The sequence below is a fragment of the Streptomyces sp. NPDC030814 genome (assembly GCF_055572155.1).
The window spans coordinates 73940-87472 of record NZ_JBVIDX010000010.1 but is presented as its reverse complement, the minus strand read 5'-3'; the positions used below and the strand labels follow the sequence as shown (position 1 = coordinate 87472).

At 71.2% G+C, this 13533-nt stretch carries 13 protein-coding genes; 10 read left to right on the top strand and 3 right to left on the bottom strand.

Annotated elements, in window-relative coordinates:
• Positions 1-35: 35 nt before the first annotated feature.
• From rpmI to ACZ43N_RS21955, 9 genes are all read left to right on the top strand, one after another.
• Positions 36-230, top strand: coding sequence for a 50S ribosomal protein L35 (rpmI, locus tag ACZ43N_RS21995; RefSeq protein WP_004933563.1), 195 nt, complete (start codon positions 36-38; stop codon positions 228-230).
• A gap of 112 nt (positions 231-342) precedes the next feature.
• Entirely contained in the window at positions 343-726 is a 384-nt protein-coding gene (gene rplT, locus ACZ43N_RS21990) for a 50S ribosomal protein L20 (RefSeq protein WP_004933571.1), read from the top strand.
• A 345-nt stretch (positions 727-1071) separates the two neighbouring features.
• On the top strand, positions 1072-1935 hold the full coding sequence (locus ACZ43N_RS21985) for a TrmH family RNA methyltransferase (protein ID WP_468099612.1): 864 nt from the start codon (positions 1072-1074) through the stop codon (positions 1933-1935).
• Between the two features lie 52 nt (positions 1936-1987).
• Positions 1988-3124, top strand: a complete 1137-nt coding sequence (locus ACZ43N_RS21980) for a sensor histidine kinase (RefSeq protein ID WP_468099611.1) — start codon at positions 1988-1990, stop codon at positions 3122-3124.
• 159 nt (positions 3125-3283) lie between these two features.
• Positions 3284-4405, top strand: coding sequence for a phenylalanine--tRNA ligase subunit alpha (pheS, locus tag ACZ43N_RS21975; protein WP_468099609.1), 1122 nt, complete (start codon positions 3284-3286; stop codon positions 4403-4405).
• A complete protein-coding gene (pheT, locus tag ACZ43N_RS21970; protein ID WP_468099607.1) occupies positions 4405-6918 on the top strand; it encodes a phenylalanine--tRNA ligase subunit beta in 2514 nt (837 codons plus the stop codon). The genes pheS and pheT overlap by 1 nt, the downstream gene beginning before the upstream one ends.
• A 402-nt stretch (positions 6919-7320) precedes the next feature.
• Complete coding sequence (locus tag ACZ43N_RS21965) at positions 7321-8277, top strand: PP2C family protein-serine/threonine phosphatase (RefSeq protein WP_468099605.1); 957 nt, start codon at positions 7321-7323, stop codon at positions 8275-8277.
• A gap of 211 nt (positions 8278-8488) precedes the next feature.
• Positions 8489-9829: a transcriptional regulator gene (locus ACZ43N_RS21960; protein WP_468099603.1), complete on the top strand. Its 1341-nt coding sequence runs from the start codon at positions 8489-8491 to the stop codon at positions 9827-9829.
• Between the two features lie 98 nt (positions 9830-9927).
• A complete protein-coding gene (locus ACZ43N_RS21955; RefSeq protein ID WP_468099601.1) occupies positions 9928-10473 on the top strand; it encodes an NUDIX hydrolase in 546 nt (181 codons plus the stop codon).
• A gap of 25 nt (positions 10474-10498) precedes the next feature.
• Here ACZ43N_RS21955 and ACZ43N_RS21950 read toward each other — a convergent pair whose 3' ends face one another.
• Both ACZ43N_RS21950 and ACZ43N_RS21945 read right to left on the bottom strand, forming a co-directional pair.
• Positions 10499-10756, bottom strand: coding sequence for a hypothetical protein (locus ACZ43N_RS21950; RefSeq protein ID WP_468099600.1), 258 nt, complete (start codon positions 10754-10756; stop codon positions 10499-10501).
• Between the two features lie 217 nt (positions 10757-10973).
• Positions 10974-11834, bottom strand: a complete 861-nt coding sequence (locus ACZ43N_RS21945) for a 3-hydroxybutyryl-CoA dehydrogenase (protein WP_468099599.1) — start codon at positions 11832-11834, stop codon at positions 10974-10976.
• A 174-nt stretch (positions 11835-12008) separates the two neighbouring features.
• Here ACZ43N_RS21945 and ACZ43N_RS21940 point away from each other — a divergent pair, with 174 nt between their 5' ends.
• Positions 12009-13265 (top strand): glycoside hydrolase family 10-like protein, encoded by a 1257-nt coding sequence (locus ACZ43N_RS21940; protein ID WP_468099598.1) that lies wholly within the window; start codon positions 12009-12011, stop codon positions 13263-13265.
• Between the two features lie 15 nt (positions 13266-13280).
• Here ACZ43N_RS21940 and ACZ43N_RS21935 read toward each other — a convergent pair whose 3' ends face one another.
• Positions 13281-13475 (bottom strand): DUF1918 domain-containing protein, encoded by a 195-nt coding sequence (locus tag ACZ43N_RS21935; protein ID WP_468099597.1) that lies wholly within the window; start codon positions 13473-13475, stop codon positions 13281-13283.
• Positions 13476-13533: the final 58 nt, after the last annotated feature.

Genomic DNA, 13533 nt, shown 5'->3' with positions numbered 1-13533 from the left:
CACCGGAGCGCCACTGACGAGGAGAGAACGGCGCTATGCCGAAGAACAAGTCGCACAGCGGTGCCAGCAAGCGCTTCAAGGTCACCGGCTCCGGCAAGGTGCTCCGTGAGCGCGCCGGCAAGCGCCACCTGCTCGAGCACAAGTCGTCCCGCGTGACGCGTCGCCTCACCGGCAACGCCGAGATGGCCCCGGGCGACGCCGCGAAGATCAAGAAGCTTCTCGGCAAGTGACGAAGCGGCGCTGATCGTCCGTCGATCACTTCGCGCCGTACGTCAGGACCGGGACCCAATCGATTTCGGGTCGTGTGAGGACAACCACGGCCCCGCTACAAGGAGTTAAAAAGTGGCACGCGTCAAGCGGGCAGTCAACGCCCACAAGAAGCGCCGGGCGATCCTCGAGCAGGCCTCCGGCTACCGCGGTCAGCGTTCGCGCCTCTACCGCAAGGCCAAGGAGCAGGTCACCCACTCGCTGGTCTACAACTACAACGACCGCAAGAAGCGCAAGGGCGACTTCCGTCAGCTGTGGATCCAGCGCATCAACGCCGCTGCCCGCGCCAACGGCATCACGTACAACCGCTTCATCCAGGGTCTGAAGGCCGCGAACGTCGAGGTCGACCGCAAGATCCTCGCCGAGCTCGCCGTCAACGACGCCACCGCGTTCGCCGCGCTGGTCGAGGTCGCGCAGAAGGCGCTGCCGGCGGACGTCAACGCGCCGAAGGCCGCGTGACGCTGCGCTGGCCTTGAGCCGGACGTCGACGTGAACCCCGGACCCGTGGGCCCTTCGAGGCCTGCGGGTCCGGTGTTTGTTTCGCCCAACAACTCGGGGGCCGCTGCTCTCGGGCGACTGCGGGTGGGTGGGGGTTGTTCGCGCAGTTCCCCGCGCCCCTGAAATGCGCCCGGGGCTGCGCCCCGTGCTTTTCATGTGAAGGGCGGGCCGCAGGCCCAACCCTTCAGGGGCGCGGGGAACTGCGCGAACAACCCCACCCACCCGCACACGCCGACCAGATGCGTACCCCCGAGCTCTCAGGCGCCGCCCCCAAACCCACACCCCCGCCCGACCCGAAGGTGATCCATGCCCCCCGCCCCCGAGTTGATCTCCCCCCGTTCCGCCCGGGTCTCCGCCGCTCGACGGCTCACCAGGCGGAACTTCCGGGGCAAGGACCGCCTGTTCCTCGCGGAGGGCCCGCAGGCGGTACGGGAGGCCGCGGCACACCGGGCACCGGCGGACGGCACGCCCACCCTCGTCGAACTGTTCGCGACGGTCGACGCCGCGGAGCGGTACGCCGACATCGTGGGCGAGGCCCGCGCCGCGGGCGCCCGCGTGCACCTCGCCGACGAGACCGTCATCGCCGACATCTCCACGACCGTCACCCCACAGGGACTCGTGGGCATCTGCCGCTTCCTGGACACGCCGTTCGAGGAGATCCTCGCCGCCCGGCCCAGGCTCGTCGCCGTACTCGCCCACGTCCGCGACCCCGGCAACGCCGGCACCGTCCTGCGGTGCGCGGACGCCGCCGGCGCCGAGGCGGTCGTCCTCACCGACGCCTCCGTCGACCTCTACAACCCCAAGGCCGTCCGGGCCTCCGTCGGATCGCTGTTCCATCTGCCCGTCGCCGTCGGCGTGCCCGTCGAGCAGGCCGTCGCGGGGCTCAGGAACGCCGGCGTACGCATCCTCGCCGCGGACGGCGCCGGGCAGGACGACCTCGACGACGAACTGGACAAGGGCACCATGGGCGGGCCCACGGCGTGGGTGTTCGGCAACGAGGCATGGGGCCTTCCCGAGGAGACCCGGGCGCTCGCCGACGCCGTCGTGCGGGTCCCCATCCACGGAAAGGCGGAGAGCCTGAACCTCGCGACCGCCGCCGCCGTATGTCTCTACGCGTCCGCCCGTGCGCAGCGCGCCTTCGGAGGGTGCCGCACCGTCACTCCCAGCTAGTAGGGTGACGGGCTCGGGGGCCCACTGCACAACGGAGAGGTGGGGTACGGGGATGAGGGTCGGCACGAGCAGCACACTGGGGGGACCCGGTGTGCGCGCCACACCCGCGGCGCCGCACGCCGAGATCGCCGGACTCGGCATCGACCCCGACGACCTCCCCGACGGGCTCGTCGTCGCGGACGACCAGGGCCGCGTGATCTGCTTCAACGCCGCCGCCGCCCGGATCACCGCCATCCCCGCCGACGACGCCCTCGGTCTGCCCCTCGAGCGGGCGCTGCCCCTGGAGGATCTCGAAGGCCGCCGCTGGTGGCAGCTGACCGACCCGTACGGGGGCCTCGCGATCCGCGTCGGCCAGCCCGAGCGGAACCTGCTGCTGCCCGGCGCCCGCGAGGTCCTCGTATCGGCCCGTTACATCCGTACGGAACCCACCGGGCCCGTCCGTCGCGTCGTCGTCTCCCTTCGCGACACCGAGGCCCGCCGCCGCACCGAGCGCAGCCACGCCGAGCTGATCGCCACCGTCGCCCACGAACTCCGCTCGCCGCTCACCTCGGTCAAGGGATTCACGGCGACCCTGCTCGCCAAATGGGAGCGGTTCACGGACGACCAGAAGAAGCTGATGCTGGAGACCGTCGACGCCGACGCCAACCGGGTCACCCGGCTGATCGCCGAGCTGCTCGACATCTCCCGGATCGACTCCGGGCGGCTGGAGGTGCGCAGGCAGCCCGTCGACATGGGTGCGGCCGTCGGACGGCACATCCAGGCATACGTCGCGGCGGGACAGCCCGCCGACCGGTTCCTGCTCAGGATCGAGCAGCCGCTGCCCGGCCTGTGGGCCGACCCCGACAAGATCGACCAGGTGCTCAGCAACCTGCTGGAAAATGCCGTGCGGCACGGCGAGGGAACCGTCACGATTGACGTCACGCCCACGGCGTCCCCCCGCGAAGGGGAGGACACCGGTACGTCGGTCACGGTGAGCGACGAGGGCACCGGTATCCCGGAGGAGTCCATGAACCGCGTCTTCACCCGCTTCTGGAGGGGCAGCAAGCGCGGTGGCACCGGCCTCGGGCTCTACATCGTCAAGGGCATCGTCGAAGCTCACGGCGGCACCATCACGGTCGGACGCGCCCAGAGCGGCGGCGCCGAGTTCCGATTTACCTTGCCCGTGGGGGCCCCGGCCTATCTGGCCTAGGGTCGTCAGAAGGGCCCTGGCCGCCCACGGGCACGTTCGCACACCTCAACCCCGTTAGACTCGGCCTTTGGCACCTTTGCGTCCCACTAGCGGAGACGATTCGTCCACGAGTCGGTGTGACGGGGACCTTCAGCCAGCCAATCGGAAGCACGGGAAGAGATGTCGGCACCGAATAAGTCGTACGACCCTGTAGAGGTCGAGGCGTTGAAACCGGAAGAGATCGAGCGCATGCGGGACGAGGCGCTCGCCGCCTTCGCCGCCGCGGACTCCCTCGACGCGCTCCAGGAGGCCAAGGTCGCCCACACCGGCGGCACCTCCCCGCTGGCGCTCGCCAACCGCGAGATCGGCGCCCTGCCCCCGCACGCCAAGGCCGCCGCCGGAAAGCTCGTCGGCCAGGCCCGCGGCGCCGTGAACAAGGGCCTCGCCGCCCGCCAGGCCGAACTCGAGGCCGAGCGCGACGCGCGCGTCCTGGTCGAGGAGGCCGTGGACGTCACGCTGCCCTACGACCGCGTACCGGCCGGCGCACGTCACCCGCTCACCACGCTCTCGGAGCGCATCGAGGACGTGTTCGTCGCCATGGGCTACGAGGTCGCCGAGGGCCCCCAGGTCGAGGCCGAGTGGTTCAACTTCGACGCCCTCAACATCGGCCCGGACCACCCGGCCCGCGGCGAGGCCGACACCTTCTTCGTGCAGGGGCCCGACGGCGGCACCGAATCCGGTGTCGTGCTGCGCACCCACACCTCGCCCGTCCAGATCCGCTCCCTGCTCGAGCGCGAGCTGCCGGTGTACGTGATCTGCCCCGGCCGCGTGTACCGCACCGACGAGCTGGACGCCACGCACACCCCGGTCTTCCACCAGGTGGAGCTGCTCGCCGTGGACGAGGGCCTGACCATGGCCGACCTCAAGGGCACGCTCGACCACATGGTCCAGTCGCTGTTCGGCGAGGGCATGAAGACCCGGCTGCGGCCCAACTTCTTCCCGTTCACCGAGCCGTCCGCCGAGATGGACATGGTGTGCTACGTCTGCCGCGGCGAGTCCGTCGGCAACCCCGACCGGCCCTGCCGCACCTGCTCCAGCGAGGGCTGGATCGAGCTCGGCGGCTGCGGCATGGTCAACCCCAAGGTGCTCACCGCCTGCGGTGTCGACCCGGAGAAGTACAGCGGCTTCGCCTTCGGGTTCGGCATCGAGCGGATGCTGATGTTCCGCCACAACGTCGAAGACATGCGAGACATGGTCGAGGGTGACGTCCGGTTCACCCGGCCGTTCGGGATGGAGATCTGATGCGGGTCCCGCTTTCCTGGCTGCGGGAGTACGTCGACCTGCCGGCGACCGAAACCGGCCGTGACGTCCAGGCCAGGCTCGTGTCGGCCGGTCTCGAGGTCGAGACCGTCGAGCAGCTCGGAGCCGACCTCAAGGGCCCCCTCGTCGTGGGCCAGGTGCTGACCATCGAGGAGCTGGAGGGCTTCAAGAAGCCGATCCGCTTCTGCACCGTCGACGTCGGCACCGCCAACGGCACCGGCGAGCCCCAGGAGATCGTCTGCGGCGCCCGCAACTTCGCCGTCGGCGACAAGGTCGTCGTGGTCCTCCCGGGTGCCGTGCTGCCCGGCGGCTTCGCGATCTCCGCCCGCAAGACGTACGGCAAGACGTCCCACGGCATGATCTGCTCCAGCGACGAGCTGGGCATGGGCGACGACGGCACCAAGGGCATCATCGTGCTGCCGCCGGAGACCGAGGTCGGCAAGGACGCGATCGAGCTGCTGGAGCTGGTCGACGAGGTCCTCGACATCGCCGTCACCGCCAACCGCGGCGACTGCCTGTCGATCCGCGGCGTCGCCCGCGAGACCGCCATCGCCTACGGTCTGCCGCTGCGCGACCCGGCGCTCCTCGACGTGCCCGGCCCGAACGCCTTCGGTCACCCCGTCCAGGTCTCCGACCCGCTCGGCTGCGACCGCTTCACGGCCCGCACCGTCACCGGTCTCGACCCCGAGGCGCGCTCCCCGATCTGGCTCAAGCGCCGGCTCCAGAAGGTCGGCATGCGCCCGATCTCCCTCGCCGTCGACATCACCAACTACGTGATGATGGAGCTGGGCCAGCCGCTGCACGCCTACGACCGCAACCTGGTCCAGGGCACCATCGGCGTCCGCCGGGCCGCCGAGGGCGAGAAGATCGTCACCCTCGACGGCGTCACCCGGAAGCTGCACGCCGAGGACCTCGTCATCACCGACGACCGCGGCCCCATCGGCCTCGCGGGCGTCATGGGCGGCGCCGACACCGAGATCGCCGACCACGACGATCTGGAGAACGCCTCCACCGAGGTCGTCATCGAGGCCGCCCACTTCGACCAGGTCACCATCGCCCGCACGGCCCGCCGGCACAAGCTGTCGTCGGAGGCGTCCCGCCGCTTCGAGCGCGGCGTCGACCCGCTTGCCGCGTCCGCCGCCGCCCAGCGCACCGTCGACCTGCTGGTGCTCCTCGCCGGCGGCACGGCCGACGCGGGCGTCACCGAGGTCATCGCCCCGTCCGCGCCGCACACCATCGCGGTCCCGGCGGACCACCCCGACAAGGTCGCGGGTGTCGTCTACGGCCGCGAGACCGTCGTACGCCGCCTCCAGGAGGTCGGCTGCGACGTCTACGGCCAGGACGAGCTGATCGTCACCGTGCCGTCGTGGCGGCCCGACCTCGCCGACATCAACGACCTGGCGGAGGAGGTCATCCGCCTGGAGGGCTACGAGAACCTGCCCTCCACGCTGCCCAAGCCCCCGTCCGGCCGCGGCCTCACCCACCGGCAGCGGCTGCACCGCCGGGTCGGCCGGGCGCTCGCCGGCGCCGGGTACGTCGAGGCGCCCACCTACCCGTTCATCAGCGAGCAGGTCTTCGACCAGCTCGGGCTGGACGCCGACGACCCGGCCCGCCGTGTCGTCCGGCTCACCAACCCGCTGAGCGACGAGGAGCCCGCGCTCCGCACGTCGCTGCTCCCGGGCCTGCTCGGCGCGCTGCGGCGCAACGACGGCCGGGGCTCGCACGACCTGGCTCTCTTCGAGACCGGGCTGGTCTTCCAGCCGCGCGCCGAGCGGGGCGTCGCCGTCGCGCTGCCGGTCGACCGCCGGCCCACCGACGAGGAGATCGCGACGCTGGACGCCGCGCTGCCCGAGCAGCCGCGCCATGTCGCCGTCGTCCTGGCCGGGGCCCGCGAGCAGGCCGGCTGGTGGGGCAAGGGCCGTCCGGCCGACTGGGCCGACGCGGTCGAGGCGGGGCGCACGGTCGCCCGTGAGGCCGGCGCGGAGCTGATCGTCCGCAAGGGCCAGTACGGGCCCTGGCACCCGGGCCGCTGCGCCGAGTTCGTGGTCGTCGTCGACGGCGCCGAGCGCGTCGTGGGCCACGCCGGTGAGCTGCACCCGCGTGTGGTGAAGGCCCTGGGGCTGCCCGCGCGCACCTGCGCGGCCGAGCTGGACCTGGATGTGCTGGAGCGGGTCGGGGACGACACCCCGCAGGCGCCGAGCATCTCCTCGTTCCCGGTCGCCACGCAGGACGTCGCGCTCGTCGTCGACGAGTTCGTGCCGCACACCGAGGTCGAGGCCGCGCTGCGTGAGGGTGCCGGTGAACTGCTGGAGGGCATCCGACTGTTCGACGTCTACGAGAACGCGGAGCAGCTCGGCGAGGGGCGCAAGTCGCTGGCGTACGCGCTCCGCTTCCGGGCCGGGGACCGGACGCTGACCGTGGACGAGGCGTCCGCGGCGCGGGACGCGGCGGTCGCCCTCGCGGGCGAGCGCACGGGGGCGGTCCTGCGGAGTTAGAGCGCCTGAAGGGGGCGGGGAGCTGCGGTTTTCCGACGGCTGCGGGATGTCCGTGGCGCGTCCCGCAGCTCCCCGCACACCTTTTACGGCCTCGTCCCTCGTGCAGACTCGGCCCTCACCCTCCCCATGGCCTCCGCCTCACTCATTCGAGTGAGAACTTCGGGCGATTGGGCCCGAACAGGGCATCCGGTCGACAGAATCGGACCGGCCTCTCTGGGCCGTACCGCTGTCAGGGCCTGATGGGGGGCCAACGGCATGATTCGAATCAGGACAGGGGCGCCTCCGCGGGCATGGGTCCAAAGGCGCCGCCCGTCCGACCGGCGGTCTGTCCGACGGGCCCTGGCATTGGGGTTGCCGGCGGTGTGGGGCGCGACAGCGATCACCTACAGATGGGCCTGCCCGGTGGCGCGGAACAACGGGCTCGGGGCCAGGCTCGCCGGCGGCGCCGCGTTCCTCGCGGTGGGCGCCGGGCTGGTACTGCAGGTCAGACAGGCGGTGCTGCGGGAGATGCGGCAGGCGCGCCGGGTCGCCGGTGCCGCGCAGAGTGCGCTGCTGCGACCGCTGCCCGCCCGTATCGACGGACTGGCCACCGCCGCCGTACAGCTCTCCGCCGACCGGGGCGCGAGCGTCGGCGGAGACCTCTACGAAGTGATCGCCACCGAGCACGGCGTACGGGTCGTGATCGGCGATGTGCGCGGCCACGGCGTCTCCGCCATCGGCACCGTCGCCGCCGTGCTGGGCAGCTTCCGCGAGGCCGTCCACGACGAGGCAGAACTCGCCGGTGTCCTCGCCCGTCTCGACCGCGCCCTCGCCCGGCATCTGCGGGACCGGGCCCGGATCGAGGACACCGAGGAGTTCGTGACCGTCCTCCTGCTGGAGATCGCCTCCGACGGTGAGGTCCGCGCCCTCAACTGCGGCCACCCCTGGCCGTATCTGCTGAGCGCCGGCCGGGTGGAACTCATGGACCGCGCCGACCCGTTGCCCCCGCTGGGTGTGTTCCCGCTGCCCGCGGAACTGCCACCCACCCCGTGCGGCAGGCTCCTCCCCGGAGAGGCCCTCTTCCTGTACACGGACGGGGTCGAGGACGCCAGGGACGGCCACGGCCGCTTCTTCCCGCTGCCCGCCGCCCTGGCGGGGGCCGTCCGGGGCCGCCCCCTCTCGCCCCACTCCGTGCTGCGTGCCGTCTTCGCCCGACTCCTGCGCCACACCGGGGGAAGGCCCAAGGACGACATCGCAATACTGATCATCCGCAACGACCGGCTCATCAGGGCCGCCGCCGCAGTCCGAAGCGCGGGGAACTGCACGATCGGCCCCCACGGGCCGGCAGCCGACACACCGCCCGTCGCCCCCGGGCCCTGAGGGCTGTCCCGTCCTCGCGACAGGGCCACCGCGCTGTACGAGGGGGAGCCGGTGGCCCAGTCGGCCTCTTGCGAGGCATTCCAGTCAAGCGGCCCGAAACTCTCCGCAACAGCGCGCGTACAGGCTGAATTCGGGCACACCGTTCACACCCCGTGTGAAGAGGGAGGCGCTACGCTGCCAGTCGCCGGCACCGAGCCACCGGAGGGCACCCATGCAGCCCAACACCCTGCTCGACGCGATCCTCGACGAGGCCGGTATCTCGCACGCCGGACTCGCCGCGCACGTCAACCAGGCAGGGCGGGCGCGAGGCCTGTCGCTGAGATACGAACACACCGCCGTGGCCCGGTGGTTGAAGGGACAGCGACCGCGCGGCCAGGTGCCCGACCTGATCTGCGAGGTGCTCGCCGGGCGGCTGCACCGGACGGTCACCCTCGACGACATCGGTCTCGGCGTGCCGGGCGAGCCGACCTCCCAGCACGGCGCCGGGCTCTCCGGGTTCGTGGAGCGCGCCACCGCCCTGTGGCGCTCCGACGAACAGCAGCGCCCCCATGTCCTCGGCGCGCCCGCCGTCACCGGAACCCCCGCCGTGATGCCGGTGTGGGAGTGGGAGAACCCGCCGGAGGACGTCGACGTGTCCCGCGGCGGACGGCATCGCGTCAGCATGGCCGACATCGAGATGCTGCGCGCGGCCCGTTCGCACTACGAGCAGATGTACCGCAAGGCGGGCGGCATAGCGACGCGCACCCGCATCGTCGGATTCCTCAACGCCGAAGCGGCGCCCCTGCTGCGCGGCAGCTACACCGACGCCACCGGCCGCCAACTGCACCGGGCCACCGGCGGGCTGGTGGCCGTCGCCGGCATCTGCGCGTACGACTCCGACGCGCACGGGCTCGCGCAGCGCTACTTCCACCAGGCGCTGCGGCTCGCCAAGGCCAGCGGTGACCGGGGGCTCGGGGCGTATGTGATCGCCCTGCTCGTCAACCAGTCGCTGTTCATGCGGGAGTACCGGCAGGCCGTCGCCTTCGCCGAGGCCGCGCTGCGCGCCGCGGGCAAGCACATCACCCCGGCGCTCGCCGCGGATCTCTACGCGATGCAGGCGAAGGCGTACGCGCACCTCGGCGACGGTACGAGCGCGCTGTCCTGCATCCGGCGGGCGGAACAGGCCGCCGAGCGCATCCGGCGCGGCCATGAACCCGACGAGACCGGCTATGTCCAACCCGGCCTGGTCAATGTGCAGGTGGCGGAGGCGCTGCTCAGCCTCGGCGACCTGACGGCGGCGGCGGAGCACGCCGCGGCGGCTGTCGACACCCCGGCGCACGACCGGGGCCGGGTGCACCGGCTCGCCATGCTCAGCCAGATCGAACTACGGCAGGGCAACGCCGACAAGGCGGCGGAGACCGCCGTGGAAATGGCCGAACGGGCGCGCGGAATGGAGTCCATGCGCCTGCGCGACAGACTGCGGGCGGTACGCGAACATCTCGTGCGAAACAGCTGCGCGGGGACCGCGGAGGCCGCCGAACTCATCGACGGGGCGCTGCGCGTACCGCTCTGACACCGCGCTCCCGGCCGGGTCATGCACCGTCCGTGCGCCTGCTGCCACCACGCTCCTGCTGCGATATTGCCACTTACTCGGCGGAAGGTGGCAGAACCGTGCAGTGGACGAAACAGAGCGAACAAACTGTGTATTCGAACCGCTGGTTCAGGGTCAATCTCGCAGATGTCGCGTTGCCGGACGGGCGGCACCTGGACCACTTCCTCATACGGCTGCGGCCCGTCGCCGTGGCCACCGTGGTCAACGAGGCCAACGAGGTGCTGCTGCTGTGGCGGCACCGCTTCATCACCGACAGCTGGGGGTGGGAGCTGGCGGCCGGCGTCGTCGAGGACGGCGAGGGCATCGTCGACGCGGCCGCCCGGGAACTGGAGGAGGAGACCGGATGGCGGCCGGGACCGCTGCACCATCTGATGAGCGTCGAGCCCTCCAACGGGCTCACCGACGCCCGGCACCACATCTACTGGGCCGACGAGGGCGAGTACGTCGGTCACCCGGTGGACGACTTCGAGTCGGACCGCAGGGAATGGGTCCCCCTCAAGCTCGTGCCCGACATGGTCGCCCGCGGTGAGGTCCCGGCCGCCAACATGGCGGCCGCACTGCTTCTCCTGCACCACCTGAGGCTCGGACAGGACGCGGGACACTGATCCCCGTACGTCCCACCCGTGCCGGTCAGCGGCCGACGGCCTGCCAGATGGCCACCACCAGGGCTCCCACGGCTGTGAGGGCCGCGACCGCGGGCAGCGGCCAGCGGGAGTGCTCCAGGGTGACGACCCGTGTGCTCAGGTCGTCCAGCTCCTTGGCGGTCTGTTCGGCACGGTGGCTCAGCAGGGTGAGCCCTCCCTCGACGCGTGCGTGCGCCACGTCCAGGCGGCGGCGTAACTCTGCGAGTTCACCGTGGACCACGGGATGCTCGGGGTCGATGGCCACGAGTCCGCTCCTCTCTGTAGTCGTCTCGGTAGGCGTCACATCCCTTACATGCGCACGGCAAGTCAACTCGGCTGGTGGGTGCGTGGGGAGCGTGTGCGAGGGGCATATGCGGGTCCGCCGCGCACACGGTGTGTGAATACGACGGGCCCGGCACCCTTATCGGTGCCGGGCCCACGGGGCGGACCACTTCTCACGGTCCGTAGTCCTGGAGTGGTGATCAGCCGTACGTGTAGAAGCCCGAACCCGTCTTCCGGCCGAGCCGGCCCGCGTCGACCATGCGCTGGAGCAGCGGGGGAGCGGCGTACAGCGGCTCCTTGTACTCCTCGTACATCGAGTTGGCGATCGAGACGATCGTGTCCAGGCCGATCAGGTCGGACAGCTTCAGCGGGCCCATCGGGTGGGCGCAGCCCAGCTCCATGCCGTTGTCGATGTCCTCGCGGCCGGCGATGCCCGACTCGAACATGCGGATGGCGGAGAGCAGATACGGCACCAGCAGCGCGTTGACCACGAAACCCGAGCGGTCCTGCGCGCGGACCGTGTGCTTGCCCAGGATCTTCTCGGCGAACAGCTGTGCCCGGCTGAGAGTGCCCTCGGAGGTGGTGAGGGCCGGGATCAGCTCGACCAGCTTCTGCACGGGGGCCGGGTTGAAGAAGTGGATGCCGATGACCTGGTCCGGACGCGAGGTGGCGACCGCGAGCTTCACCAGGGGGATGGAGGAGGTGTTGGAGGCGAGGATGGCGTCGGGGCGGGTCAGCACCTGGTCGAGCACCTGGAAGATCTCGGTCTTCACCTGCTCGTTCTCCACGACCGCCTCGATGACGAGGTCGCGGTCGGCGAACTCCCCGAGGTCGGTGGTGAAGCTCAGACGCGCCTGGGTGGCGTCCCGCTCCTCCTCGCTGATCTTGCCGCGCTCGGCCGCCTTGGACAGGGAGTTGAACAGCCGGGTACGGCCGATCTCCAGGGCTTCGCCGGTGGTCTCGGCGACCTTGACGTCCAGACCGGCGCGGGCGCACACCTCGGCGATGCCCGCTCCCATCTGGCCGCAGCCCACGACTCCGACTCGCTCGATGTCGGTCACATCGTCCCTTTCGCTGGTCTACGTGCCTGGCAGATACCCCGGGTGCGGGCCTGCGCCAAACCTGCACGTTACCTTCGGCCGCTACCGATCAGTATCGCGGGTGCCCCATGGAAGGCTGGCACCATGAACGGTCCGCAACGAGGCGGACACGAAGCGGTACGCGGAGGTACGAGGATGCATCGGAAGCCCCGGATGTCACGTCGGGCGTTCTGGACAACCGCGGTGGCCACGCTCGTGGCGGCGGGCGGGGTGGCGGCGGGCACCGCCATCGCCGGTCAGGACCCTGCCCGCCGCAGGTGGACCTCCGGTGAGCTGCGTGGCATGTGGCTGGCCACCGTCGCCAACCGGGACTGGCCGTCCAAGGCGGGCCTCACCGCCGACGAGCAGCGCGCCGAGCTGCTCGCCCACCTCGACACCGCCGTGGAGCGCCGCCTCAACGCGGTGATCTTCCAGGTCCGCCCCACGGCCGACGCGTTCTGGCCCTCCCCGTACGAGCCCTGGTCGCAGTACCTCACCGGCACCCAGGGCCGGGACCCCGGCTGGGACCCGCTGGGCACGGCGGTCGAGGAGGCCCACGCCCGTGGGCTGGAGCTGCACGCCTGGTTCAACCCGTACCGGGTCGCCAACCACACGGACCCGAGCCGTCTGTCGGCCGGCCATCCGGCCCGCCAGCACCCCGACTGGGTCGTCCCCTACGGCGGCAAGCTCTACTACAACCCGGGCATCCCCGCCGTGCGCGCCTTCGTCCAGAAGGCCATGCTCGACGCCGTACGGAAGTACCCGATCGACGCGGTGCACTTCGACGACTACTTCTATCCGTACCCGGTCGCCGGTCAGGTCTTCGACGACGACGAGGCGTACGACACCTACGGCGGGAGCTTTTCGAACCGGGGCGACTGGCGGCGCGACAACATCGACAAGCTGGTGCGGGAGATGGCGGCGCAGATCAGGTCGGTCAGGCCGGGAACGCAGTTCGGCGTCAGCCCCTTCGGGGTGTGGCGCAACGCCGCCACCGACGAGCGCGGCTCGGACACCCGCGCCGGTGTGCAGACGTACGACGACCTGTACGCCGACACCCGGAAGTGGGTGCGGAAGAACTGGATCGACTACATCGTCCCTCAGCTGTACTGGAACATCGGCTTCGCCGCCGCCGACTACGCCAAGCTGCTGCCCTGGTGGGCGCAGACCGCGCGCGACACCGGGACGCGCCTCTACATCGGCGAGGCGCTCTACAAGGCCGGTGACCCGGCACAGCCGGCGGCCTGGCAGGACCCCGCCGAGCTGTCCAGGCATCTGTCACTGGCCCGTGACGTCCCGGAGGTGCGGGGACATGTGTTCTTCTCGGCCAAGGAGGTGACCGTCGACAGGATCGGGGCGATGGCGCGCGTGGTCGCCGACCACTACCAGCAGCCGGCGGAGCCACCGCGCTGAGACCCGCTGCCGGGTCTACTGCTGCGCTTCCCTGTGCCGGATCTCCGTGTCCGGGCCGGGCGAGCACACGCCCTCGTGGCCGTCCTCGAACCGGACGCGGTACGGGGGGTTCCCCTCCTGGCCCATGACTTCGACGATCTCGCCGACCTTGTCGTGTTGCCCGACCACCCTGCCGTGCTGGACAAGCTGGTCGCCCACGGTTGCACGCATCTCTGGGCCTCCTCACCAGGCGCGGGAGCATCGGTCCGTGGCCTGAGTCTACGGCGGG

What these genes read in the sequence shown, in the direction of transcription:
- ACZ43N_RS21985 (WP_468099612.1), top strand. Translation starts at nt 1,072, where the DNA reads ATGCCCCCCGCCCCCGAGTTGATCTCCCCCCGTTCCGCCCGGGTCTCC.
- ACZ43N_RS21960 (WP_468099603.1), top strand. Translation starts at nt 8,489, where the DNA reads ATGCAGCCCAACACCCTGCTCGACGCGATCCTCGACGAGGCCGGTATC.
- pheS (WP_468099609.1), top strand. Translation starts at nt 3,284, where the DNA reads ATGTCGGCACCGAATAAGTCGTACGACCCTGTAGAGGTCGAGGCGTTG.
- pheT (WP_468099607.1), top strand. Translation starts at nt 4,405, where the DNA reads ATGCGGGTCCCGCTTTCCTGGCTGCGGGAGTACGTCGACCTGCCGGCG.
- ACZ43N_RS21935 (WP_468099597.1), bottom strand. Translation starts at nt 13,475, where the DNA reads ATGCGTGCAACCGTGGGCGACCAGCTTGTCCAGCACGGCAGGGTGGTC.
- rpmI (WP_004933563.1), top strand. Translation starts at nt 36, where the DNA reads ATGCCGAAGAACAAGTCGCACAGCGGTGCCAGCAAGCGCTTCAAGGTC.
- ACZ43N_RS21940 (WP_468099598.1), top strand. Translation starts at nt 12,009, where the DNA reads ATGCATCGGAAGCCCCGGATGTCACGTCGGGCGTTCTGGACAACCGCG.
- ACZ43N_RS21980 (WP_468099611.1), top strand. Translation starts at nt 1,988, where the DNA reads ATGAGGGTCGGCACGAGCAGCACACTGGGGGGACCCGGTGTGCGCGCC.